The sequence below is a fragment of the Chitinophaga varians genome (assembly GCF_014529945.1).
GTDB lineage: Bacteria > Bacteroidota > Bacteroidia > Chitinophagales > Chitinophagaceae > Chitinophaga > Chitinophaga varians.
Window position 1 is genome coordinate 1,547,070 of sequence record NZ_JACVFB010000001.1, and the last position, 25,948, is coordinate 1,573,017.

A 25,948-nucleotide genomic window follows, 5' to 3' on the forward strand; every position below is an offset into this window, starting at 1 on the left:
TTATAGACAAACTTGTCTGTTATGGGTGGAAAAAAATTAGGCAGATAGTAATGCTTTCAACTGTTTAACCGCTGTTTTTACCGGCCACAGGTCGCGGTGGACCATGCTTTCCACGATGGCGCTTTCAAACAGCAGATAGGCCGTATCACCGGTGAGGGACGGTTTGCCGGCATCGGTGGCCAGCCGGCGGATGTAACGTCGGAGCTGCTGCTTATGCGCTTTGATCTGTGCATGCAGGACCGGACTTTCTCCCGCCAGTTCAGCCTGCATATTGATAAAGCGGCATCCCCGGAAATCATGGGCAGGCAAGCTCTCTTCCAGAAAACTGAAAATCGCCAGCAGTCTGCCAACCGGTTTCTTTTCTTTCTCCACGACCGTCGTGAAAGCACGGAACCAGGCAGTACGCGCCTCCTTGAGATAAGCCAGCGCCAATGCTTCCCGGGAACCAAAATGTGTATACAGGCTGGCTTTTGCCACGCCGGCTTCCTCCAGTATCTGGTTGATGCCCGTAGCCTGATACCCCTGCTCAAAAAACAACCGGGCAGCGGTGGTCAACAATTTTTCTTTTGGATTTCCTGGTCTGGCCATAATCATCAAAATTAAAGCTATTTTTTATTATAGACAGTTTTGTCTATAATGATTTTTGACATCGGATCGGCTGTCTGGTTGTCCGGTTCCGGACAACAGTCGTTCATATGTGGACAGGCATTTTGCCCCGGGAATGCTGCAAAGCGGCGTTAATAGTGTATTTTCAGGAAGCGGCAGCATTCTTGTTGCCTCATAGCTTAAATGATCACCGCCATGTTAAGGAATTATTTCAAGATCGCCTGGCGTAACCTGTTACGCAACCCGGGATATTCCTTTATCAATATCTTCGGCCTGGCCATCGGGCTGGCCTGTTTTATCCTGATACTGCTGTTTGTGCAGCATGAATGGGCATTCGACCGTTTTCATGCCAATGCAGACGGGATCGTTAGGGTGATACAGCAACGGCCTGTTTCCAAAGGGCAGGACTACTGGGCCACCACTTCCCCTGCACTGGCAGGCGCACTACAGCGGGAGTTTCCCGAAGTAAAGGCGGCTACCACGGTAGAACCGGCCAACAATCCGCTGCTGAGTGTAGGCGACCGCCATTTCCGCGAGCAGGGCATCTTCGCCGATACTGCATTCCTGCAGATATTCACGTTCCCGTTCTTGCAGGGCGACCCTGCCACGGCGCTGAAAACGCCCAACGGCATTGTGCTCACGGCCTCCATGGCGCGCAGGATCTTCGGCACGGCAGACGCCATGGGAAAAACATTGCTCTATCAGCACGACCAGCCACATACGGTGACGGGTATACTGGCCGATGTGCCAGCCACTTCCCATCTGCAGTTTCAGTATATCCTTCCCGTTACCGCCGATCCTCACTACCTGGATTGTTCGGTGAAAGACCCCTGGATGAACAACGGCATCTACACCTATGCCATGCTGGCCAATCCTGCCGATGCGCCGCAGCTCAAACAAAAACTGGATGCCTACATCGATGAACATCTGTCGCGCTGGCGGCCGGAAGACCGCCTTCGGTTTCTGCTACAGCCGCTGAAAACCATTCACCTGCAATCACAACACCTCGACACACTGGAGTTTGAGCAAAGTGGCAGCGATAAATATGTGTACCTGTTTCTGGCCATCGGCTTTATTATCCTGCTGCTGGCCTGTGTAAACTATACTAACCTGGCAGTGGCCCGCTCTGCCCGCAGGGCGCAGGAGATAGGGATGCGCAAGGTGGCAGGCGCTATGCGCGGTCAACTGATGATGCAGTTCCTCGGGGAGTCCCTGATCATGACAACGCTGGCCCTGGTGCTGGCATTGGGACTGGCGCATCTGTTGCTGCCGTTTTTCAGTCAGCTGATGGACCGCTCCCTCCATATGGATTATATCGGTAATCCTTTCCTGGTGCCAGGCCTGCTGCTACTGGTGTTGCTGGTCAGCCTGTTGTCCGGCAGCTATCCGGCGTTCCTGATGACGGCATTGCGGCCGGCACAGGTGCTTAAAGGCAAACAGGGTATCCGCGCCGGCAGTTTTTCCCTGCAACGGGCGCTGATTGTAGGGCAATATGCGGTATCTATCGTGCTGGTGGCAGGAAGCTTTATCATTTACCGGCAGATGCAACTGGTACAGCATCAGAACCTGGGGTATAACCGGGAACAGGTGTTGGCCGTCCGGGTAAGCGATGAAGCAGTGAGCCGCAACTACAGCACGATCCGCAAGGAATTGCTCAGTCACCCCGGCATCTTGTCCATGAGTTATTCACTGTATCTCCCTACCGGTTTTATTACCAACCAGGCCATGCTCAACTGGCCCGGCAGCAATGGGGAGAGACTGGCCAGCCGCACAACGGGCATCGACTACGATTTTCTGAACGTATATGGACTAACTACTGTTGCCGGCCGCGGTTTCTCACGTGATTTCGGTACCGATACGCTCGGCGCACCAATTGCCCTGATCAATGAAACGGCTGCCAAAGCCCTCGGCTGGACGCCGGAAGAAGCCCTCGCGAAAGGATTTGATTATTCCGATGGCCACGGCAGAAGAACGATTATCGGCGTGGTGCATGACTTCCATTTTAATTCCATTCATCATGTGCCCGGACCACTGGTATTGACGCTCGACCAAACGCCTACCGGATACATATCTGCCCGCATACGGCCGGAAGATCTGCAAGGCACCATCGCACTGTTTGAAAAGGCGATCAAACGATACACGCCCTATCCGTTTGAATACCAGTTTTTGGATGATCATTTCGATCAACTGTATAAAAAAGAAACTCGCCTGGGTAAAATGTTTGGTGGGTTTACGATATTGGCCATCCTGATCGCATCGCTCGGATTATTCGGACTGGCGGCGTATACCACGGAACAACGGCGGAAAGAAATCGGTGTGCGGAAAGTGCTGGGCGCTACGGTGACCAATATCGTTGGCCTCTTAAGTAAAGATTACATCAAACTGGTATTCGTCGGCTTTATCATCGCAGTACCCGTGGCCTGGTATATCATGGACAAATGGCTGGAAGATTTTGTATACCGCATACAAATACAATGGTGGATGCTGGCGCTGGCAGGTTTGCTGGCGCTGATCATTGCATTGCTGACGGTGAGTTATCAGTCGGTGAAAGCGGCTTTAATGAACCCGATAAAATCATTGAAAACGGAATAGTCATCCAAGGGTAACAACCCGGGACGTATATTGGTCACAGTGAGGAGCTATTGGGTGAAAACCGGACGCTCTGCGGGTATCCGGGAAAATTGATGGACGCTTTTGCCTGCCCGTTAACACTAGATAACACTATGATAAACCACAGCGCCGTTTTTCATCACATTAAATCACGAAAGTTGGTGGTAATAAGTTATCTTGGCGGAACAATCTGCAGCCATGAACACGCAACCATTCCTTATTACCGCCCTGTCTAATTTTAAAGAGCGTGGCAAATTTTCTTATTCCGCATACAGGGACAGAGGTTTGAACCCTTCTGATGACGAAATACGCGACGGTCTGGAACGGTTCTTTAATCATTTCGCCGACCAGCTGATGGTGGCAGCCAGACAAGATGCTACCGAAAAAGAGTACAAAAAGCTGTTGAAAGATGCACTTAAAATGCTGAACAAAGATGTTTTTGATACGGAAGACCGTGATTTCATCTGTGATACTTTTTATGAGCTGGCAGGTATTGTGAGAGTTGACCTGAAAGATGACCTGAATAAATGGCGCTACGGCAGTTTTTTCATCACTATGATGAAAGTGGTGGATTTTTTCAGGGGAAAGAAAGAAGAGGAGGTCCTGGAAGTCCGATCGCAAACCTGTACGGGTTGCGGCCAGTCGCTGGAGGCGCTCGTACTGGAGAAACGGCACGGTGTGCCGGATACGGACTGGTGGATTATTCAATGCAACTCCTGCAGGGAATACAACCTGTTTTCTATCGGGCCGGATGTGAAAGAACTTCGTTGCAACGGTTTCCATCAGGTGGAAAGTTTGCCCCGACATGAGTTCACTGAAGAACAAGCTAATATCAGACTGGAACAAATTAAGTATTTCAGACAACGATGAAGCCAATGCCTCATCGTTGCCTGGTTTTTGTTAACTGCTCCATGGTATGTTTACTTTGCGGGTATAGGTCCGCAGCCATCCGGAAAATAGCGGCCGCCTGATCGGTCCTGCCTATACGCAGACAATAGCTCCCCAACCAGTCGAGGTAACGTTCTGTAGGCTTAAACGTAAAGCCCAGCCTCGCTGAAAGTTCCGCATAATGTTTTGTGATCAGGGAAGGGTCTTGCACGGCCTGTTTTACATGCACCTGATGTCCGCTGAAAATAAACTTCAACGCATCGAATGCGGCCGGTAACGGCACGGTCCCATGATCATCTTCGGGATAATAATGAAATTGCCACCGCAGCCCCTGCGGCTGCCGCCGCTGTAACTGTTGCGAAAACGCACGGATGGCCATGGGATGGTCGGTGGTGGTATCCTGCGGTACCACTACCTTGTGGGCCATCGCTACGTAGATGTTCGTACCGGTAAAATCTTTCCGGGGAAGGATACTGTCTGCCTGCCGTAACATCAGCTGCTGGTCCCACCAGAGACTGGGATCAATGACCACATAGGCGTTGAACAGCCGGGTGTGATGCAAGAGCAGGTTAACGGCCGTGAGCCCGCCGAAAGAGTGGCCCTGTAAAATATTGTAACCGGAAGTACGATAGGCGGAGTCTATATGTGGCCGTAATTCCTTCTGCAGAAAAGCGATAAACCGTTCATTGCCGCCGCTGTTGGCATAGAGCGTGGCTTTCGGGTCGTAATAAGCTTTCCGGCCCGCCGGTGATGGTGTCAGATCGCGGGTACGGTCTGTATTGAGGATGCCTACCACGATCATTTGCGGTATGCTGGCATACGGCCCCTGCGCCAATATTTCCTGAATGCCGGTGAAGGAATGGAAATTGGCATCACCATCCAACAGGTACACGACCGGGTAACGGGCAGGAGCATACGTAGTATCGTCATAACCCGGGGGCAGATATATCCAGTAATCTCTTTTTTCGCCAAGGATCACAGAAGGCAGCGAATATTTTTTACCGATGGAGACGTTCCCCTGTGCGGCGGAAGTCATCGCATATAGCAGTCCGAAGAGCAGACAATATAATTTTCTCATGATGATTGAGTGATAGCGGTATTAACGGGATGGGTTACACGTTTTTTCTTTTTGTTCCGGCGGCCCCACCATATCAGGAATCCGGTGACGGGAAGGGTGGCGCAGATCAGTCCTGCTATGGCCGTGAGTATTTTACCCAGCCATCCCGCCCAGAAGCCGATATGCAGGTTCATGTTCATGCCGTCTACGGCAAGGCTGCGATGGATAACGGATGGAAACGTCATCTCCCGGCCGCTGTAGCGGTCTATCATCATCATCCGGCCATCGAGGGCTTTGAGGCCCAGTTCGCGGCCAGACATGGCGAAGAGCGTGGTGGCGCTGTCTTTAGGGATAGACAGGCGTACCTGCTCGGCATCCGGCGCCTGCAGCAAGTCGTCCAGGATGGTGTGCAGCGCTACAAATGGCCGGGCGCTGTCAAAAGGCAGTGCTTTTTTGCGCATCATTTTAAACGCATCGGGTTGGCTGCCGAGCAACTGGTGCGTGGAGCGTTTTACGGTATCATTCACGATGATCAGGCCGGTGACGGTCAGCATCAGGGCAGGCAGGAGACTGTAAAAGCCGGGCACATTATGCAGGTCGTAGTTCACCCGCCTGAAGCTGGCCTTCCACTTGATGCGGAAAGACTGTTGCCGCGTAGCGGGTGTCCATTTAACGGGCCACCACAGGATCAATCCGGTGACCAGCTCTATTAAAAATATCCAGGTGGCGATTTGTACGATAAGGTTGCCGGTTTTGCCGAATGGCATTTCGCCGCTATGCACATGGGCCACCACATAAAAGAAATAATAAGCGCCGCTGGTGGTCAGGCATTTGCCGGTATAAGGGTCTATCCAGGTGAAATTGAAATGGCCGTCTTTATCCGCCGCCCCGATGCGGGAGGAGCGGGACGGATCTTTGTAAGCCTGGAAACTAAAGGCTTTCAGGTCAGGATGCTCCTGGTGGAACACTGCCACCAGTGTTTCAGGCGTCAGTTTTTTTTCTTTGATGACCTCCACATGCAGGGCTTTGCCGGCCAGCGCGTCGATGATATCATCGCAGAAAACGAACAGGGTGCCGGTAAGCGCCACTATCACTACGATAATGCCGGACGAGATGCCCAGCCACAGATGCAGCCAGCTGTTCAACCTTGCCAGCCATGATTTTTTGTTGTTTTTGGTATTCATATTACAGGTAAAAAGTTCGTAGCCCGGGGCTTTAGCCCCCGGGATGATCAGAATTTAAATACAGCGTTGGCCAGCAGGTGACGGGTAGGCTGTTGATTGGCCCAGAAATCGGTGGTCCAGTAATGTTTGTCGGTGACGTTGTTTAGCTTCAGTCCCAGCCTGTATTTGGGCCGATCATAAAATACCGTGGCGTCAAATTTTGTGAAACCGTTGGCGGTAAACGTATTGGTATCGTTCAGATAACAATCGCTCTGGGTATTGCCACCGAAGCCTGCACCCAGTCCTTTTACCTTACCATGGGGAACGGTATAACTGATCCATAGGTTGCCGACATGGGCAGGCGTGGAAGCGGGGCGTTTGCCATCGATATTGGCGGCGGCGCGGGTGAATTTGCTTTCGTTGTAGCCGTAGCCGAAGATAATATGCAGTCCCTTCTCCGGGTTGGCGATCAGATCAGCTTCAAAGCCCTGGCTTTCCTGTGTGCCGTCCTGTATGGAGTAGGTGGGGTTGTGAGGGTCCTGGCGCAGCTTATCCTGTACCCGGATGTTATAGTAGCTGGCAGTGCCGGAGAGTTTGCCCTGTAGTAATTCTACTTTAACACCACCTTCCAGTTGGTTGGCATGTTCCGGTTTGAACGTGGTTTTTTCTGCCGGCTTTTCTGCGATGGTGCCGGGAGGCACGTTGGTAAAGCCGTTCATGTAGTTACCGAAAAGGGAAACTTTATCTTTTACTACCTGATAGATCAGGCCGAATTTGGGAGATACTGCCGTTTGGCCGTAGTCGTCGTATTCACTTTCAAATCGGTCTACCCGTACGCTGGCCATGGCTATCAGTTGCGGGGTAATGTTCAATACATCAGATACGTAGGCGCTGTAAGTTTTTTGGTTCCTTCTGCCCACGGTATTAGGCGCCGGCATATTGGCAATACGCTGACGGTATTTTTCCAGGTTGATGAAAGCCGGCGGGCGGTTTATTTTCACCGTATCATAGAAGTTGATCATCCACCGGTTGTCTGTGGTGGTGATCTGGGTGAAGTCAAGTCCTGCCAGCAACCGGTTGCGCATACGGCCGATGTTGAAATCACCGGTAAAGTTCTGCTGTATCTGATTAACACCAAAGATGCTCGGGATGTACATTGTCCGCCGTTGCATGGTGGAATCGGTATTGATCAGCAGAAACAGGTAGTTGGTATTGTTGTCGGTATTGGCATAAGAGAACAAGGTCTGTAATACCCATTTGTCAGAGATCCTGTAAGTAGCTTTGGCAAAGGCGTTGAAGGTTTTGGCTTCACTTTGCAGGTCATTGCTGGTATAGGAGTAGTTGAAGTCGAGGCCCAGCTCATCGAGGCTTTTTGCTTTGAGGGGACCGGGGTTGCCCAATCCGATATAGGTGGAGTTGCGTTTGGTGCGGAAGTATTCAAAGTCCACGTCCAGTGTCAGGCGGTCATTGATTTTATAGGTAAAAGCAGGGGCTATCACCTGTGTGTTGCTGCGGCCATAGTCCTGGAAAGTACGTTGAACGTCCACCGCGGCATTTACGCGCAGCAGCATCCCTTTTTCAGCGTTCAGCGGGGTGTTGATGTCGATGGTAGCCCGGCTCAGGCCCCAGCTGCCGGCGGTATAGCTGATGTTGCCACCAAAGTAGTCATAAGGTTTTTTAGTGATCCTGTTCACCAGACCACCATAGGTGACCAGCGAAGAGCCGAACAGAGTGGCAGAAGGGCCTTTGATCACCTCAATGCTTTCAAGGTTCACCGGATCGCTCATAGACACCCAGTTGGTGGCCATACCGTTGCGGATAGCGCCGGCAGCGTTGGAGCCGCTGAAGCCGCGCATACGCATGCCCAGCCCTACACCGCCGGAGCCTACGCCCAGCGTGACATTGCTGACACCGGGCGCAGTGGCAAGGGCGCTCCGGAAGTCTACAGCCAGCTGCTCCTGCAGCAGTTCCTTAGGCACTACGGTATATACCTGTGGGTTCTCCAGGTTCTTCAGCGGCATACGGGCCACATCGTCACTTTTCTTTTTGGCGAATTTCTCCACGGCGCCTACCACCACTACTTCCTGTAGCTTCTGGGTGCTCTCTTCCAGGCGTATGGGTTCAACGGTAACGTCTTCGCCTGTACGTAGTATAATCTTCACCTGCTGAGGTTTGAGGCCTGCGAAGCACGCTTCCAGCATATAATCGCCGGCAGCGAGGTTATCGAACTGGTAGCGGCCTTTGTCATCGGTAACGGTGCCGCGGTGGGTGCCTTTTAACAACACAATGATATCAGCGGCGGGCTGGTTGTCACTGGATTTTACGATGCCGGCAATACTGCCTTTCGGCCTGATCTGCGCCTGTGCGGCGGAAAAAAGGGAGGTCAGTGCCAGCAACAGAAATAGGTTCAATCTCATCTTCATCTTATAGAACAGTTGTTAGTCATAATACATAGTAATGCCTGCACCCAAACAGGAAATTCCCTTATTGATCGGAAATATTCCCTTTTTGAGCGTACAGGTTGTGCCACCCGTAATAAGTTTGACAAAAATTTGCAGGTTGGTCGGCAAAGTTACGCCACCCGGTAAAGGGACTGTAACGCGAAACGGAGTATTTAATGCCGCAGAACGGAGTTGACCACCTGATGACAAAAAAAGGAATCGTGGGATGAGAACAATTTTACGAAGCAGCGACTGGAAGGAAAATATGATCGTCCGGGAGTTCCCGGACAATTTCGCCGCAGCCGGTGGAATCACGGAAACGCTCTATGAGACTGGACTGGAAGGCTTTCATGGTACTACCCGGGAGATATTGCTCAACGGTATCTGCATCGAGCACCGTAATATCCGGCATGATAAAATACTGGAGCTGGAAGTCAGTCACGATTTCCCTTTCTTTAAAATGCATTTCGAGCTGAAAGGCTTTTCCGAATATACCGGCAACAACAAAGGCAGCAGAAACGTGACCATTTTCGATGGTTGCCACCAGCTCTTCTTTTTCCCGGAAGTGAAAGGAAAACTACAATATACCGCTACCCGGCGTTTTACGCTGGAGATAAAACTGATGCGGCCTTTTCTGGAACGGATGATGGGGCCGGAGCTGGCGCCACTGGGCGATTTCGGTGAAGGGCTGCAAAAAGGCCAGCCGGTACTCATCGGCAACAAAAGCCTGCCCATCCTGCCGACGATGAGAAATGTGATCTATGAAATCCTGCACTGTCCCTATGGGGATATCCTGAGAAAAGTGTACCTGGAGGCGAAGGTGACGGAGCTGTTGCTGATGCAGCTGGCGCAACTGGGCGCCGCTGAACCTGATGGACCACGCTCCGTGCTGAGAAACGGAGATGCCGAAAGACTGTTGCATGTGAAGTCGCTGATCGAAGACAACCTACAGGAGCCCTGTTCCCTCATCGAACTGGCCACTAAAGCCGGTCTCAACGATTTTAAACTGAAGAAGGGTTTCAAGGAAATGTTCGGCAATACAGTATTTGGTTATATGAATGAAGTACGTATGGAGAAAGCCCGGCTACAGCTGCTGGAAGGCCAGACCAGCATCGCAGATATCTCCTTTATGGTAGGCTATAAAAATCCGCAGCACTTTACCGCTGCTTTCAAAAAACACTTCGGTTACCTGCCGAGTGAATTAAAACGTTGAAAGGAGTTGTTGTCAGCATCACCCCGTAAAAAAGGCAATTTTACAGCTGTTGGAGACCGGGCATTGTGGGTACCTTTGTATCGTTATCTTTACCTTAACTCCAAATACACGATGCTATGAACCAAGCTGATTTTACGGTGACCATGCTGGTAAACCAGACCCCTCATGAAGTATTTAATGCGGTCAACAATGTTCGGGGCTGGTGGTCAGAAACACTGGAAGGTGATACCCATCACGCACAGGATGAATTTGTTTACCGCTACAAAGATCTCCACTACAGCAAACACCGGTTGACAGAAGTAGTGCCGGACAAAAAAGTGGTGTGGCTGATAACTGATAGCCGGCTGAGCTTTCTCCGGCATGATCCGGAAGAATGGACAGGCACTACCATCAGCTTTGAAATCACCCCTAAAAACGATCAGACGGAGCTCCGGTTTATTCATCATGGATTGTTACCGGAAATTGAATGTTATGATGCCTGCTCCAATGCCTGGAGCCGGTACCTGAATAGCCTGCGCAGCCTGATCACTACCGGCAAAGGGCAGCCTCATAAGAAAGAATAGCCTTGGCAGATGTACAAAAAGTACGATATTCGTTTCCGTTTGTTAACAGGAACAAATATCAATTATGGAGATAACGATCACTGATAACCGCTTCGCCCTGAACGGTGTGGACATGCACTTTCCACTGGATATTGAACAGTTGAAAACACTGTTGGGAGAGGCCCGGCATGTGTCAAAAAAATACAATCATATCTATACCTGGGATACGCTGGGAGTACTGGCTTATGCTAAAAATGGCCGTGAGGTGGAAGGTCTCACGCTCGACTATATATCCGGTTTCCTGGACTTTTCTCCGGCTTCGGTTTTTCTGGGCCACTTTACCATCAACGGAATAGACTATCGGACCTACATCGACAGAAATATAAAATCAGCCAGGAAGGTCAATAAATGGGATGAAGGCGGCACGCTGACCATTGGCGATATAGATGTATGGGTAGATATGGAAGACAAGCAGCTGAAAGGCGTTGCTATCAGCCGGCATGAGCCACCAACACCGAAAGTATACTCCGATAAATATAAATACCAGCCTGTCACCGGCGAGAAAATCGAATTCACGGATTTTAACTTCAAGCTGGCGGTGATACAGGAATTGATGTATAATAAAGAACTGCTGAAGCCCGCTTTCGACCTGTATGATTTTGTGAAGAATTATGCCGGCAGGGAAATAGATGTGGAAGAAGAAGGATACGAATTCATACCGGAGGTCACTGCTTACTTTGAAACATTGGAGATTGATAAAAAATATGCTACAGAGATTACAGAGATCTCTCAGGATGGCGGAGATGATATATACCTTCATCTGTTGCGGTTCTGGGACGGGGAAGATGACACCTTCAATATCCGGGATTTTGAAGATGTCAGACATTTCCCCAACCTGAAGCGGATGAATCTCTTTCATGCCGATAACCTCGCGGACATACAGGCGCAGCTGGCAGAAAAAGGTATTACCGTGGAATCGATCTGAGCTATTCCCATTGTTTTAGCCGGGCGTCCGCATCAAACCGAAAAGGCGCATCCCCATGTTCCTCCAGAAAAGCCTTGCATTCTTTTAGTGCAGTGATGATCCATTGCCGCAGGGGCACCGGCTCTTCCGCCGACCAGGGCTGATATTGATAGTCTTTTCCGTTGCTGCTGATGATGAACTGCATCCCATCTTCCTTTCTTTGCTGCGTATAGCCCTGCACGGTATAGTACGGGAAATCCGGTGTAGGCCTTTCCGTTATTTCGAACTGTAACAGGTGGTCTTTTCGGGGACCCTCTTCATAATGGTTCACGAGATTAATATCGTTGATCACATCCAGCTGTTGCAGGCTGTCAACGATTTTTTGCTCCATGGCATTGTAGTGAAAAGGGTAGGGATAGTATTGGTCCTCGTATTTATAATCCCTGGGATGCCGCTGTGCACCCGGGTTTACGCGTTCTCCTTTTTTGTTGATCACATAGCTGACAGCTTTGTTGGATGCTGCCGAAATGTACCAGTGTTCTCCTCCTGGTTCATATTTCTTTTGCCATCCGCCTTCATACACGATGGCATAGCCATAGTTGAAGGTACTGACGAAATCCCACCTTGCCGGAATTATCTTGTGCCCGCTTTTATCCGCAAAACCTACTTTGCCATTTTCCACGTAGCGGCGCAGCCCTTCTTCCCAGTAGTCAGGGCCATTGTCGTACATCAGCGGATAATAAAGGAATTTTCCGTTCCTGTCAAATACTTCGCCGCAGGGAACAGCAGGCGATAGCTTGGGCGTTTTTACAGGGGTAGATACATCGTAGAACTCCACTGTGGGGCCGGTAATAGGCTGCCCAAAATCATAGTTGATAGCGCCGGAGAATTTCGCAGCAATGATCGTCTTTCCCTGATCGTTTTTTACCCCGACTTTAGTACTGTCAGCTGTCGGGAAGTAATACAGTTTATTCTGGGCACAAACAGCTACCGTAGCACATAGCAGGCCGAGGGTCACAACACGCTTTCTCATTTTCTTTTTTCTGGTTTTTCAGTTGAAAAAATAGAGAAAAAAGTGCATTCTGCGATTATTTTTTTATTTGGCTATTTTTTATTGGTTGAATCCTCGACGATGATATAGCTGAAGATAACGATCCCCTTTTCCATGAAACGGGCCACCGGCTTCCTGCCGAAACATATCATAGCATAGATGAGTGAATGGTCATTTCACAAAATACACGCTTTTGATTTTCTCTTTTTCTATCTGATAAATGGCGGTGCCCCTGCGGGTACCGTGGTCGTCCACAATATGTTCTTCATCGATGACGTTGTTGCCCTCCACGATGCGTTTGACAATGCGGCAGTGCAGTATCTGCGCGATGTCAAAAAAGAAGTAGGCCTTCCGTATCTGTTCTTTTCCCTTGCGGAGTAGCTTGTCAGGAAAATTGAGCAGCTCCGCATCTTCAGCATAGGTGGCCAGAAAAGCGTCCATATTACGACTGTTATAGGCGTTGAGCTGTCGCTGCACCAGTGATTCAGGGCTGTCATGTATTACCGTGTCAGGACTTATCACTTGTCCCTTCCGGATAACGAGACGGATATGCGCCAGCTGACTAAGATCGGCAGAGGGGTCGCCATCTAACAACAGCATGTCGGCCGGTTGCCCTGCAGCGATACTGCCGGTATAACCGGGACGATTGAGTATGCCAGCCGCATTGACGGTAGCCGCCTGTAATACCTGCCAGTTGCTCATGCCGCTTTGTTGCATTTGCAACAACTCTGGCAGCAGACTGACGGCATGCAGCGTACCGATATTGCCGGCATCCGTGCCGCTTACGATGGGCACTCCGGCATCACTGAGCTTTTTGAGGTTCAACTGACTGGTGCGATTGATGGCGGCCGTTGGGGCCATATGTTCACCGGCCTTTATTTTGTATTGGCCGGCGATAGCGGTATCAGGCAGTTGTTTTAGGTCGTATAGGCTGCCAAGTGCAAATGGTTCCGCGTAAGTCAGTTCTCTGGTTGTAAATACCCGCGACTGGTCAAAGGTGTGCAGGTAACCATCCTCCATCAGCAGGGTAGGGCACACGATCACTTTCTTCTTTTTGAGTAGCGCTACAAAAGCATCATCTAATACTTCGTCTCCCACGCTATGGACCAAAAAATCAGCGCCTGCTGCTGTTGCCAGTTGGGCGGCGATCCGCGCTGTGGCGTGTACGGCCACCCTTAACCCGCGAAGATGGGCCTGCTCAATGACCGCTTTGATGATGGGCATATAGGCTGCCGGCGCTTTGCCCTGGGGCCTGAACACCAGTTTAATAAGGTCTGGTTGGTAAGCCAGTTGTTCCTCCACCAGCCTGCGGCCCTCTACAGGGGTGGTGGCCCGCATAAACGGCGCATCGTTTTTCAGGCTGTCGTATACCGGATTGGCGGCTGTAGTGATGATAGGGCCGGCCATATACACCTGTGGGGCAACGGCCCATCCCTCCATTTCCTTTTTCCGGGAAAGGAAGTGGTAGGTGGTACCTACGTCATACACGGTGGTAATACCGTTTTGCACATAGCGGCGCAACTGCTGCTCAAGACCTTTATGAACGGCTTTTATTTCATCTTCATAAGGCCTGATCTTACGCAGGTCGATAAAATCCGGCCGGGTATACAAGCCACCGCTTTGGAAAAAATGTATGTGCGCGTCCGTTAGTCCGGGCATGAGGTATTTTCCGCCGGCATCGACAGTTGTAACATTTTTCGGCGCTTTCCTTTTATGGACGGCGGTAATCACATTGCCACTGAAAACTACGGTCATGCCGTATTGCACCGTCTTCCTGGCGGGGTCCACAAGACGCACGTTTGTTATCCAGGTTTCCTGTTGAGCGAAAACAACGTTGGATGGCAAAAAGGTAATGGAAATCAGTATGCTGAGCAGTTTCATAGGGCACGAAAGTAAGACCCGCCGACTGTTGAGTATGTGCCAAAATGCTCAACTTTTCCATGCGGTAAAAGTTTAATTGAAAATGCTAACTTCATCACCGGGATTTTCTAATTAATCGCCATGTATTTTACCCGTTTACCCGATCATACCCAACCTGGCTTTGATGAAGCGCTGCATTTTAATAAATTCAGAAAGCATAATATCATCTTCCATGCGGAGAGCAAAGACAGCCATTGTGAAGACCATGTAGGTTGCCTCTCGGTTAAAACGGTACTGAGTGGTGAGGAGACGTATGGCGTCGATGGGCGGCAACTGGTCATTCGTCCGGGACAGTTTCTACTCTTAAACAACGACCAGCGCTACTCCTGCCGCATTAGCAGTGAGGAGAAAGTACGGTGCCTGTCCATCTTTTTTAAAAATGAATTTGCAGCTGTTGTGTTGTCCGACATACTGCACCGAGAAGAAATGCTACTGGATGATCCTGCTGTAGGAGGCGGCAGCATGCCTGAATTTTTTCAGACGCTTCGGCAAATAACGCCGGATATGGGTATGCAGCTTTCCGGCCTTATACGCGCGTTGGAAACAACCGGATACAACGAAGCCATGACCGACGAATATCTCGTTTTTCTGCTACGCTGCCTGGTCGGCGTACATCGGTCAGATGTGAAAAGCGTAAGTCAGGTGAAGGCCGTTAAAGCCAGTACCAGAAAAGAAGTATATAAACGCTTATGTATTGCCAGGGAGGTGCTGCACGCATCTCACGGAGAAAATATCGATTTGGGCAAGATCGGCGCACAGGCCGGTCTGTCGGTACCTCAACTGGTGCGGCAGTTCAAATCTGTTTTTCATACAACGCCCTATCAGTACCTGACTGATATACGACTGAAACAATCAGCCGAGCTGTTGCGGCATACTGACAAGCCGGTGCAGGATATCGCCTGGAGCTGTGGGTTTGAAGACGCGGGCGCTTTCAGCAGGGCTTTCAGGGCGGTCTACGGCATGCCGCCAACCCGTTTCAGGGCAGTTCGGTAATTTGAGCATTTTGGCACAGTGCCGCTATGGTGGGTGCTGTACTTTTATGTGCTATGATGATCAGGCCCATTAAATCCGGAAATTTTATCCCCCTGCTGTTGTTGATGGTTTGTCTGCAACAGGCTACTGCCCAACAGGCAACCATACCGCTCTACGAAAGCGCCGTGCCCAACGCCCGCAAGGCCCCGGCCGACTACCAGGAACAAACAGACGCTGATGATTGCGTAACCCGGGTAACACAACCGGCACTCATCCCTTTTTTCCCTAAGAAAGAAACAACTACGGGGACGGCTATACTTATTTTTCCGGGAGGAGGCTACCGGCTGCTGTCGCTGACGGCATGCGTGGAAATAGCCACTGCGTTGAGCCAGGAAGGTATTGCCGCATTTGTGGTGAAATACCGTTTGCCCAATGATACCATCATGATCGATAGGTCGATAGGCCCTTTGCAGGATGCGCAGGCGGCCATCAAACTGGTGCGTAAAAGAGCAGCAGAATGGGGCATTAAGCCCGACAAGATAGGTATGATGGGGTTGTCGGCGGGTGGGCACCTGGTGTCAATGGAAGGAACACAGACCAGCCGGGTGGTGATTGATAACGGGGAGAAGATAAACCTGCGCCCTGATTTTATGGCGCTGTTGTATCCGGTGATTATCTACGATCCTGCCATTCCCAAAACGCGGGAGAAACTGATTGGTAAACAGCCCTCGCCGGAATTATTACAACTATACAGTACAGATAAACATGTTACCGCCACTACACCACCCACCTTTATGGTACATGCTGCTGATGATGACGTGATCCCTGTTAAAAACACGCTGTCCTTTTTTAATGCCCTGCAGCAAAACAACGTTAAATCGGAGATGCATATACTGCAGTCGGGCGGCCATGGCTTTGCCCTTACCGATTTGCAGAGCAAAGACAATTGGTTTAGGATGTTCAAAAGTTGGTTGACAGAAAACGGTTTTTGAACCTGGAAATGGCTGTCCCTTTTAAGGGACAGCCGTTTCCTTTTAATTATTTGTGAGATGTCCCGGCATCATAGATCACTTTTCCTTTTTTGATGGTATAGGCCACTGCCGCGAAGTTGCTGGCGTTGGCGTGCGGATCGGCTTTCAGCAGTACCAGGTCGGCGTCCAGCCCTTTGGCTACACGCCCGCATTGTTGTGACATGCCAAAGCGTTTGGCCGGTGCGGTGGTCAGCGAAGCCAGTATCTGGTCGAAAGTGAGGCCTGCGGTAGCGAGAAAACGGAATTCATCTTCGGTATTAAAATCTGAGATATAACCCACATCTGTACCAAAGAGAATTTCACCGCCGCCTTTGGCAAACATGCCTATCTGTGCAATCGCTGTTTTCACCAGTGGGTGATCTTCGGGAGAAGCGACTTTCTCTCTCTCCAGCTCCCATTTGAATAGCTTCAGCGTAGGAATGACCGCCACATGGTGCTGCCGCAGCAAATCCACGTCTGCCTGCTTCCAGGGCGTATAACCGTCCGGCGCTACGTGGGCGAGTATGTCCACACCACCGGCTACGGCTATACGCATGCCGGTGTCAGAGGTAGGGTGCGCGAATACCAGTTTATGGTACTGGTGTGCAGTGGTGGTAGCGGCTTTTACGATGTCGATCGGCATCGAGACCACCTTACCGTTACCTACGGGGGAGGCGGACCATATTTTGATGGCATCGGTGCCGGCATCGAGCTGCTTTTTGACATAAGCTACCGCGGCGGCCGGGGTGCTGATTTCGGGCAGCTTTATCGGACGGACATAAAAAGGGCTGCCATTAGGCGGCACAAACGGCTCGCCGGCGCTGAGGATAGCCGGGCCGTCTACTTCGCCGGACCGTACCCGGTCCCGCAATGCCCGCAGATTGCGGAAGTTGAGCGTCGCCAGGTCAAAGGCATGGGTAAACCCGTGACTGGTCAACATATCTGTTAGCTGCGCCGTGAGCTGTGCGGCAGGCAGACTGTCGGCATGTTCCCAGACAGGACTCATGAAATGCACATGCGAGTTCCAGAAGCCGGCCATTAATACCAGTCCTTTGCAGTCTATCACCCGCAGCTGTGGAGGGACCTTCACCTGCTGCCGGCTGCCTACGGCGGTGATCTTGCCGTTGTTGATAAGCACCACGCCGTCGGCTATCGGCGGCGTTCCCGGTGCCGGATAGATGCGGGCGCCCACCAGCGCCAGGTCCGACTGGGCATGGGCTGACAGGAAAAAGCAACAAAGTATTGCCAAAAGATACGTTTTCATATGGGGAAGTTGTGATCATTTAAGGTACGGCTTTATTCTTTGATTTTCTTAATTTTGAAATCATGGGAAGAAAGGAAACGATCGCAACATTTTATGACGACAGAGGCATCATCGGAGAGGGCAGCCGTTTGTTTAATGTGTTTGAAAACGGCGACCACTGTACGGTACCACATATCTACAACCGGCGCGACTATTACAAGGTATCGCTGCTACAAGGACAAAGCCGCCTGAGCGGGCATGAGGAGGAAATACTGATCGACCGCCCGGCGCTGGCATTCTTTAATCCACATACGCCCTTCGGCTGGGAACCGGTATCCGCTGAGCAGCCCGGCTTTTTCTGTATGTTTCAGCAATCGTTTTTACAAAACGGCGAACGGAATGAAAGCATGCAACAGGCGCCGCTCTTCAAACCCGGCAGCAATCCGGTGTTTTTTCTGGATGCTATACAGGAACAGCGTATCAGCGGTATCTTTCAGCAAATGCTGACGGAAATGCAGTCCGATTATCTCTATAAATACGACGTGCTGCGCAACTACCTGCAGCTGCTGATACACGAAGCGTTGAAAATAACGCCACATACCATTAGCGTCCGTCATCAGAATGCGGCGGAGCGTATCACCGCCAGCTTTTTTGAACGCATGGAGCGCGAATTCCCGATAGACGCTCCCGGGCGTCAACTGGAACTGCGTGCTGCCGGCGATTATGCCAAAGCACTGGCGGTGCATGTCAACCACCTGAATCATGCCGTGCGGGAGGTAACCGGTAAGTCCACTTCGGTGCATATTGCCGGACGGATATTGCAGGAAGCGAAAGCCCTGCTGCGCCATACCGACTGGCCGGTGGCCATCATCGCACATAGTCTTGGATTTGAATCCCCTAACTATTTCTCCAGCTTCTTCAAAAAACAAACCGGCCACGCCCCGAAACATATACGGGCACATATCCTTTGATTTTTATACTTTTTCCTTTGATGTCCTGACCTTTCATGCCAGCAGGCCCGGTAATTTTACGGCCTGAAAAATACTGTTGTATGACAAAAGTTACGGGCTATGCAGCCAATGAGCCTCACGGAAGGCTGGAAAAATTTGTGTATGAATTACCGGAGATAGGGCCGGAGCAGGTAGATATCAGGGTGGCATATTGTGGACTTTGTCACTCTGATCTGAGCATGATCAACAATGACTGGGGCGTTTCGCGCTATCCGCTGGTGCCCGGCCATGAAATTGTAGGAGAGGTCATTCGCGTAGGCAATCACGCGAAAGGTATACGGGTAGGTGATAAGGTGGGCCTCAGCTGGTTCTCGGAATCGTGTATGCATTGCCGGCATTGCCTGGAAGGCAATCAGCAATTGTGCGCAGATGCAGAGCAGGTGGTCATAGACCGCCATGGCGGTTTTGCTGATATCGTGCGGGGCCACTGGTCATGGGTTATTCCGTTGCCTAAAAACATCGATATGGCCAAAGCAGGACCGCTGCTGTGTGCAGGACTGACCGTCTTCAACCCGCTGTTGCTGGAAGGGGTGAAACCTACCGACAGGGTAGGCGTGATCGGTATTGGCGGCCTCGGGCACCTGGCATTACGTTTCCTGAAGCACTGGGGGTGCGAGGTGGTGGCCTTCAGTTCCAATCCCGCTAAATATGAAGAAATACGGAACATGGGCGCTTCCCGCGTGATCGATTCCACCGATGCCAATGCCCTGAAAGCCGTACGGGGCCAGCTGGATTTTATACTGAGCACGGTGAATGTGCCGCTGGATTGGAACATATTTCTGAATTGCCTCGCGCCCAAAGGAAAGCTGCACGTGGTGGGCATTGTACAGGAGCCTATCGCCGTTCCGGTTTTTGATATGATCGCCGGACAGAAAGCTGTGGCGGGAAGCCCTGGTGGCGGCCCGGCAGTGATCCGCGCTATGCTCGATTTCTGCGTGCGCCACAACATTTACCCGATAGTAGAAGAGTTTCCGATGGAACAGGTGAACGAGGCCATCCATCACCTGGAACAAGGAAAGGCACGCTATCGGATAGTATTGAAGAACAGCTGATTAACAGAAAAAGTCGGTGGGGAATGTGTTTAGTTTTCGTAAATTGACGACATTAACCACATACTATGTTAAACCAGTCGGCTTCTGCGCGCAAGGAGGAAATGGAACATTTCCGCAAGTTTTTTCTATTGTCCAATGATTTGTTCTGTCTGGTAGGCAGCAGTGGCACCTTTGAGATGGTGAACCCCGCTTTCTCAAAGGTGCTTGGCTGGAAACCTGAAGAGATACTGGGCCGTCCGGTGTTTGATATCATCCATCCGGAAGATGCCGACAGCTCCGGGGAACAACTGAAAGGACTAAACGAAGGGATTGATACGGTCAACTTCGTGAACCGCATGCGTAAGACAGACGGTGAATACGTTTGGTTGCAATGGATGGCTTCTCCCGAAATGGAGAACGGCAATATCTTCGCCGTAGGCAGGGACATCACACAGGAAATCCTGCATGAACGCCAGTTACAGGAAAGTGAACACCAGTTCAGGGTGTTTTTTAATAACTCCCGGGGTATGATGTGCATGCATGACCTCGAAGGGAAACTGCTTGCTGTAAACCGCGCCAGCGCGGAAAGCCTGGGCTATCAACCGGAAGAAATCATCGGCAAAACACTCTGGGATATCGTGCCCGCGGCGTTTTCAGAAGGTGTATATGAATATCTTGATGCTGTCAAAAAAGAAAAGCAGGTAAGCGGTATCATGCATACACGCCACCGCGATGGCAACATACGGATCTGGCTGTACAACAACGTACTCGAATACTCTATAGACGGGCATCCTTACGTGATCGCCAACGCGCTGGACATAACGTTGAGGCACGCACTGGAGAAAGACCTGAAACTGACCACGCAAATGTTGGAACAGACTAACAGCGTGGCCCGGATTGGGTTCTGGCAGTTTGATGTATTAAGAGAAATACCCTATTGGTCCGATGTGACCCGCCACATTCATGAGGTAGACGATGATTTTGAGCCTTCGCTGGAAAGTGCATTGAACTTCTACAAGGGGGCTAACCGCACAGCGATGGAGGAGGCGGTTAACAGAGGGATACAATTTCATGAGCCCTGGGACATAGAACTGGAGATCGTTACGGCCAAAGGCAGAAATATCTGGATACGCTCCATCGGTAGTACGGAAGTCCGAGATGGTAAATGTGTCCGGTTGTATGGCACTTTCCAGGACATAGACCGGCAAAAGCGGCTGGAAGAAGAAATACAACGGGCACGTAAACTGTTGGAGGATGTTCTTCAATCAGCCACAGACGTTAGTATCATCGCTACCGGACTGGATGGTACGATCACCCTGTTTAATACAGGCGCTGAAAAACTGTTGGGCTATACCTCCCGGGAGATCGTCGGTAAACAAACGCCGGCCACTTTCCATGAACCGGCCGAACTGTTTGAAAGGGCCGGGGCCAGAGGCGTTGCGCCCATGGAAATATTCGCCATGGCGGCAGCCCGTCAGCGACAGGCCGCACAACAGGAGTGGACGTATATACGAAAAGACGGTTCTGCCGTAAACGTATCCCTCGTGATATCGGCCATCCATAATATGGACAATGAACTGACAGGATACCTGCATATCGCTACGGATATTACTGACCAGAAGAAAGCAGAGCAACTGCTGCTCGATGAAAAATCAAAGCTCTCTGCTTTTGTGGAGCATACCCCCGCGGCGGTGGTGATGCTGGATAAACGGCTGCGTATTATCGCCTGTAGCAATGCCTGGGAGGAAGACAATGGCCTGAAAGGTCAGGCTCTTTACGGCAAAACGGTCTATGAACTGTTGCCCGATATTCCGGAAGGCTTCAAACAAGTCTACCGTGATACCGTTGCCGGCAAAACAGAGAAGAATGGAGAATTCATCTGGCGCCCACCGGGATGGAAGCACGATCAGCACCTGCGTTGGGAGGTAAGGCCCTGGTTCCACCATGATGGCGGCATCGGCGGTATCACCATCCTCACGGAAGATGTAACTGCTAATGCGTTACATCAGGAAGAACTGCGGCAGGCCAAACTATTGGCGGAACAGGCCAGTGTGGCCAAGTCAGAGTTCCTGGCCAATATGAGCCACGAAATCAGAACACCGCTGAATGGTATCATCGGCTTTACAGACCTCGTACTGAAAACACGTCTCAACGACGTGCAACACCAGTACCTGTCTATTGTGAACCAGAGCGCGGGCACCCTGCTGAATATCATCAATGATATCCTTGACTTTTCGAAGATCGAAGCAGGCAAACTGGAACTGGACATTCAAAAACTGGACATCTTCGAAGTGAGCAGCCAGGTGAGCGATATGGTGAAGTTTCAGGCACAGAGCAAAGGACTGGAAATGATCTACGATGTATCTGCCGAACTGCCCCGCTTTATCTGGACCGATCAGCTGCGACTAAAACAGATATTGGTCAACCTGCTCTCCAATGCGGTCAAGTTCACCGAAAAAGGAGAAGTAGGCCTGAAAATATACCCCGTTTCTCCCGCTAACGCGCAATACCAGCGTGTTGTCCGCTTTGAGGTATCTGACACCGGTATTGGTATCCGGCAGGAGAGACAGGAAAAAATATTTGAAGCTTTCTCTCAGGAAGATATCTCCATCACCAAAAGATATGGTGGCACGGGCTTAGGCCTTACTATCTCCAATAAGCTGCTGGCGCTGATGAACAGCCGGCTGCAACTGCAAAGCACGCCGGGAGAGGGAAGCACCTTCTTTTTTGAAGTAATGGTGGAAACAGCCGACGGCCCGCCGGTAACATGGCAACATATTGAGGCCGTGAAAAAAGTACTGGTGACAGATGATAATGAACATAACCGCACCATCCTGCAACAGATGCTGCTGCTGAAAGGCATCGAGACAGACATGGCTAAAAGCGGCTTTGAAGCGTTGCAGCTGCTGATGGAAGGGCGTACCTACGACGCGGTATTGATGGACTATCATATGCCGGTAATGGATGGACTGGAAACGCTCCGTAAAATGCGGAAGATGGCCGACCAGCTGGGCACCTGGACACCGGTGGTGTTGTTGTACAGCTCTTCAGATGATGAAACCGTACAGCGGGTTTGTGAAGAGCTGAAAGTGGAACAACGACTGGTAAAACCGGTAAAAATGCAGGACCTGTATAATGCGCTGGCACATCTGTCGCAGAAGCATGCGGAGCATAACGGCGCCGGACCGGCCACACCGCAAAAGCGGAAGCCGGAGCGCACGGCTTTAAAAGTACTGTTGGCAGAAGATAACAATGTCAATATGCTGTTGATTAAAACCATTATTTCCCGCTCTATTCCTACATCTACCATTATAGAAGCTAAGACAGGGCAGGAGGCGGTGTCGTTGTATGTGGGCGAACAACCGGACCTCATTTTTATGGATATCCAAATGCCGGAAATGAACGGGTATGATGCCACCCGTCGTATCCGGGAACTGTTTCCGGAAAAGCATACTCCCGTGATCGCACTGACCGCCGGTAATACCAAAGGAGAACGTGAGCGATGCCAGGACGCCGGCATGGACGATTTCCTGTCGAAGCCTTTTGTGGAGGACGAAATCCTGGAACTGGTGAATAAATGGGTGGGCAATGAAGAACCAGACGCTTTACCACCTACAGGTGTAAAGCCGTTGGACCTCTCCGTGTTGATGGGTTACCTCGCCAGTGACAACCAGCAGGACCCGCTGCTCCGGGAAACGCTCTTGCTGCTGCTGGAGGATTGTAAATCGGTCAGGAAGGAACTGGCGGAAAAGGACATGACCCAGCATCCCAAAAGGATGGGGGAGATATGCCATAGTATGCGGAGCGTGACAACCTACGCAGGTTTGAGCGCATTGGAAAAAGCTATGCGGGATACAGAAAGTAACGGGCCCACAGCAGAACGGTTACAGGTACTGGCCACCGAACTGGACAACGCGATTGTTGCGGTTCAGCTGGCGCTGGACCAGTTGCCCTGATATTATTGCACATAAACTTCATCACAACAGATAGCCGGCCGTTTGCTTTCGGGCGCTTCCCGCCATATGGGGATTTCCGTGGGGCAAACACCGGTGATCCGGATGTAACGTACAGGCTTTCCCGTTAGTTTGAAAGATACCGGCGTGTTTTTTATATCGTAGTCTTCTCCCTGTAGCGGCGTAATGGTTTGTTCTCCCACATCCGTAAAATGGGCGTTGTCATCTGACACGGCAATAACAACGCGGGTGGGATTAAAAATATAATGACGGGCATCCTGTAAGAAGTGCATGAACACGGTATTGACCGGTTTGGCGGTACCCAGATCTATCACCGCTACGAGATCTTTGCCGTACAGGTACAGCCAGTTGAGGCTGAAGTCTTTGCCACCTTCGAGCCCGTCGGTAAGCGTCTGTGCGCCTTTGCCCGGAAACTCCGGCGGGGGCGGGTTCACCAGTGATACTTTGGTCCTGAAAGCGAGGCTGTTGGTCCATTTGCGGGCAAACAGGCTATCCCATTCCTGTTGATAGCCGTCGGGGCTAACACCGCCCTCGGCCAGTGTAATGACACCGGTTTCTTTACAGCGCGCGGTAAATTTCCGCACTCTTTCCGGCCAGCGCGGATTGACCGTATATTCTTTTCCGTTAGCATCGAGGTAGCCGTGCGGCTCTGTGCCGAAGAAACGGGACTGCTGCAGTACGGCATATTCCAGCGGTAACCGTGCCGCATATACGCGTTTTAACAACTCAGTTTGTCCTTCAACGGCAGCTTCAGCTTTGTCGAGCAGCTTGCTGTAGGTATCAATCGCCAAAGGCGACAGATAGTCACGGTGATGATTGACAGGGTTGCCGTAGATATCAAGCGGAGCGTGGGTTTGTTTGAGTGTGTTCACCAGCGCGTCTATATACTGCCGCATGTTTTTGCCGGCTTTACCGTAGTATCCCTGTAAAAAGTCATCCTGTAATTTATCGGCATCGGTTTTCGGATTCCAGAGGTATTTGGCCTGCACATAGGCGTTGAACGCTGCCATGTCGCTATGGGTATCGCCACTGCCTTGTGAGAACACGCCGCTGACCTTATGGTCAGAAAAGTATTGCAGATTCGGCTGCAGATTGGCATAGTCGGGGAACGGCGCCAGGTAGTTGGTGAACTGGGTCGTATAATCCCATACAAAAAGTCGGGACGTCACGGCACCCCATGCCTCCAGGTTGTTACGGAAAGTGGCAGCTGACGGAATGCTGCTCAGCGGCTCCTGCCGCAGCGCGTCGATGGAGCTGAGCATAATGATCACATTAGCGGCCGGTTTGGTGCGTTGCGGTGGTTTGGAGGAATACAGGTACGACAGGGTGGTGAACTGTTGCTCCGGAAACTGCGCCGCCACTTTGTTAACGAAACGTACCAGTGAGCCGGACGGACCACCTTCTTCGGCGTCCACCTTACGGCAAAGGTCGCAGGTACAGTAGCCGCCGCCATCTTCCTGTGAGATCGACCAGTACATAGCGTCCGGATTGTCTTTGATGGCCTGGCGCAGGGAGTCCACCACCAGCCGGAATACATTTTCATTGCTAAGGCACAGCTGCGTAGGCTGCCGGATACCTTTCACCATGGCGAAATATTCCGGATGGTTCGCAAACCAGGCGCGGGGTGGCACCAGCTTAAAGAAAGAGTGGCCCCATAACCCCCAGAGGTCTTCAAAGCGATGTAGTTTATGCCATTCGAGGTATTCATTGTCGAACGCAGCGGGATAATAGGTTTCGCGGTAGCTGAAAGCCGGTTCCTGTAAGTCGTGCAGTTGTGCCGGCACGCGTACGTCTTTAACAACGGGCACTGTGGCCGGCGCCTGGCTGTACTTGCGGCAACCGAGATACTGTTCCAGCAGGGTGTAGGCGCCGTATACCACGCCTTTGCCGCTGCCGCCGATGATATAGACGTCACGCGCATCGGTGGCCAGCATAAAACCTTCCGGTTTTATTTTCCCGGTATTGATATTGGCGGCATGATCGGTATGGCCAATAAAAATAGCCGGCTGGTTTTTATCTTTTAAGGTATTCTCTTTGACAATGCTCAGGCTGGCGCCGGACATCCGCTTTACATATTCTTTCAACACATCAGCGGCATGCTGGTCGTTCTTGCCGGCATCAGCGGGCAATACGATCACATAGTTGCTCTTACCGCCCGATACCAATGTGATATCACCACCGGTAAGGGACTGGCAGCCGTAACCGAACAAACTCATGATGTAAAGTAGGTATGTCATCTTCCTGCGCATAAAA

18 protein-coding genes are annotated in these 25,948 nt (G+C 51.1%); 10 read left to right on the forward strand and 8 right to left on the reverse strand.

Annotated features, from left to right (window positions below; all coding sequences use genetic code 11):
- Positions 1-36: 36 nt before the first annotated feature.
- Positions 37-588 (reverse strand): TetR/AcrR family transcriptional regulator, encoded by a 552-nt coding sequence (locus ICL55_RS05810; RefSeq protein ID WP_188095088.1) that lies wholly within the window; start codon positions 586-588, stop codon positions 37-39.
- 213 nt (positions 589-801) lie between these two features.
- Here ICL55_RS05810 and ICL55_RS05815 point away from each other — a divergent pair, with 213 nt between their 5' ends.
- Together ICL55_RS05815 and ICL55_RS05820 are read left to right on the forward strand one after the other, a co-directional pair.
- On the forward strand, positions 802-3,198 hold the full coding sequence (locus tag ICL55_RS05815; RefSeq protein ID WP_188095089.1) for an ABC transporter permease: 2,397 nt from the start codon (positions 802-804) through the stop codon (positions 3,196-3,198).
- A gap of 216 nt (positions 3,199-3,414) precedes the next feature.
- Positions 3,415-4,086, forward strand: coding sequence for a DUF4844 domain-containing protein (locus ICL55_RS05820; protein WP_188095090.1), 672 nt, complete (start codon positions 3,415-3,417; stop codon positions 4,084-4,086).
- A gap of 10 nt (positions 4,087-4,096) precedes the next feature.
- Here the strand turns inward: ICL55_RS05820 and ICL55_RS05825 are convergent, their stop codons facing one another.
- From ICL55_RS05825 to ICL55_RS05835, 3 genes are read right to left on the reverse strand one after another with little or no spacing between them, the layout of a single operon-like run.
- Positions 4,097-5,182: an alpha/beta hydrolase gene (locus ICL55_RS05825; RefSeq protein ID WP_188095091.1), complete on the reverse strand. Its 1,086-nt coding sequence runs from the start codon at positions 5,180-5,182 to the stop codon at positions 4,097-4,099.
- Positions 5,179-6,345 (reverse strand): PepSY-associated TM helix domain-containing protein, encoded by a 1,167-nt coding sequence (locus tag ICL55_RS05830; RefSeq protein ID WP_188095092.1) that lies wholly within the window; start codon positions 6,343-6,345, stop codon positions 5,179-5,181. Before ICL55_RS05830 ends, ICL55_RS05825 begins: the two co-directional genes overlap by 4 nt.
- Positions 6,346-6,392: 47 nt before the next feature.
- The gene (locus tag ICL55_RS05835; protein ID WP_223151323.1) at positions 6,393-8,741 is read right to left on the reverse strand and encodes a TonB-dependent receptor; all 2,349 of its coding nucleotides are present in this window, start codon (positions 8,739-8,741) and stop codon (positions 6,393-6,395) included.
- A 250-nt stretch (positions 8,742-8,991) separates the two neighbouring features.
- On the opposite strand from ICL55_RS05835, the gene ICL55_RS05840 reads away from it, so the two are divergent.
- From ICL55_RS05840 to ICL55_RS05850, 3 genes are all read left to right on the forward strand, one after another.
- The gene (locus tag ICL55_RS05840; protein ID WP_188095094.1) at positions 8,992-9,978 is read left to right on the forward strand and encodes a helix-turn-helix transcriptional regulator; all 987 of its coding nucleotides are present in this window, start codon (positions 8,992-8,994) and stop codon (positions 9,976-9,978) included.
- A 116-nt stretch (positions 9,979-10,094) separates the two neighbouring features.
- Positions 10,095-10,541, forward strand: a complete 447-nt coding sequence (locus tag ICL55_RS05845; RefSeq protein ID WP_188095095.1) for an SRPBCC family protein — start codon at positions 10,095-10,097, stop codon at positions 10,539-10,541.
- 64 nt (positions 10,542-10,605) lie between these two features.
- Entirely contained in the window at positions 10,606-11,505 is a 900-nt protein-coding gene (locus ICL55_RS05850; RefSeq protein WP_188095096.1) for a DUF6892 domain-containing protein, read from the forward strand.
- Between the two features lies 1 nt (position 11,506).
- Here the strand turns inward: ICL55_RS05850 and ICL55_RS05855 are convergent, their stop codons facing one another.
- Complete coding sequence (locus ICL55_RS05855) at positions 11,507-12,517, reverse strand: WG repeat-containing protein (protein WP_188095097.1); 1,011 nt, start codon at positions 12,515-12,517, stop codon at positions 11,507-11,509.
- A gap of 189 nt (positions 12,518-12,706) precedes the next feature.
- Entirely contained in the window at positions 12,707-14,416 is a 1,710-nt protein-coding gene (locus tag ICL55_RS05860) for an amidohydrolase family protein (RefSeq protein WP_188095098.1), read from the reverse strand.
- 120 nt (positions 14,417-14,536) lie between these two features.
- On the opposite strand from ICL55_RS05860, the gene ICL55_RS05865 reads away from it, so the two are divergent.
- A complete protein-coding gene (locus tag ICL55_RS05865) occupies positions 14,537-15,448 on the forward strand; it encodes an AraC family transcriptional regulator (protein ID WP_188095099.1) in 912 nt (303 codons plus the stop codon).
- Between the two features lie 53 nt (positions 15,449-15,501).
- Entirely contained in the window at positions 15,502-16,419 is a 918-nt protein-coding gene (locus tag ICL55_RS05870; RefSeq protein WP_188095100.1) for an alpha/beta hydrolase, read from the forward strand.
- A gap of 46 nt (positions 16,420-16,465) precedes the next feature.
- On the opposite strand, the gene ICL55_RS05875 is transcribed toward ICL55_RS05870, so the two are convergent.
- Complete coding sequence (locus ICL55_RS05875; RefSeq protein ID WP_188095101.1) at positions 16,466-17,701, reverse strand: amidohydrolase family protein; 1,236 nt, start codon at positions 17,699-17,701, stop codon at positions 16,466-16,468.
- 62 nt (positions 17,702-17,763) lie between these two features.
- Between ICL55_RS05875 and ICL55_RS05880 the strand changes: the two genes are divergently transcribed.
- From ICL55_RS05880 to ICL55_RS05890, 3 genes are all read left to right on the forward strand, one after another.
- The gene (locus ICL55_RS05880; protein WP_188095102.1) at positions 17,764-18,651 is read left to right on the forward strand and encodes a helix-turn-helix domain-containing protein; all 888 of its coding nucleotides are present in this window, start codon (positions 17,764-17,766) and stop codon (positions 18,649-18,651) included.
- An 80-nt stretch (positions 18,652-18,731) separates the two neighbouring features.
- Complete coding sequence (ahr, locus tag ICL55_RS05885) at positions 18,732-19,742, forward strand: NADPH-dependent aldehyde reductase Ahr (RefSeq protein WP_188095103.1); 1,011 nt, start codon at positions 18,732-18,734, stop codon at positions 19,740-19,742.
- A gap of 65 nt (positions 19,743-19,807) precedes the next feature.
- Positions 19,808-23,677, forward strand: coding sequence for a PAS domain-containing hybrid sensor histidine kinase/response regulator (locus ICL55_RS05890; RefSeq protein ID WP_188095104.1), 3,870 nt, complete (start codon positions 19,808-19,810; stop codon positions 23,675-23,677).
- 2 nt (positions 23,678-23,679) lie between these two features.
- Here the strand turns inward: ICL55_RS05890 and ICL55_RS05895 are convergent, their stop codons facing one another.
- Positions 23,680-25,932, reverse strand: coding sequence for a DUF4838 domain-containing protein (locus tag ICL55_RS05895; protein WP_188095105.1), 2,253 nt, complete (start codon positions 25,930-25,932; stop codon positions 23,680-23,682).
- Positions 25,933-25,948 lie beyond the last annotated feature (16 nt).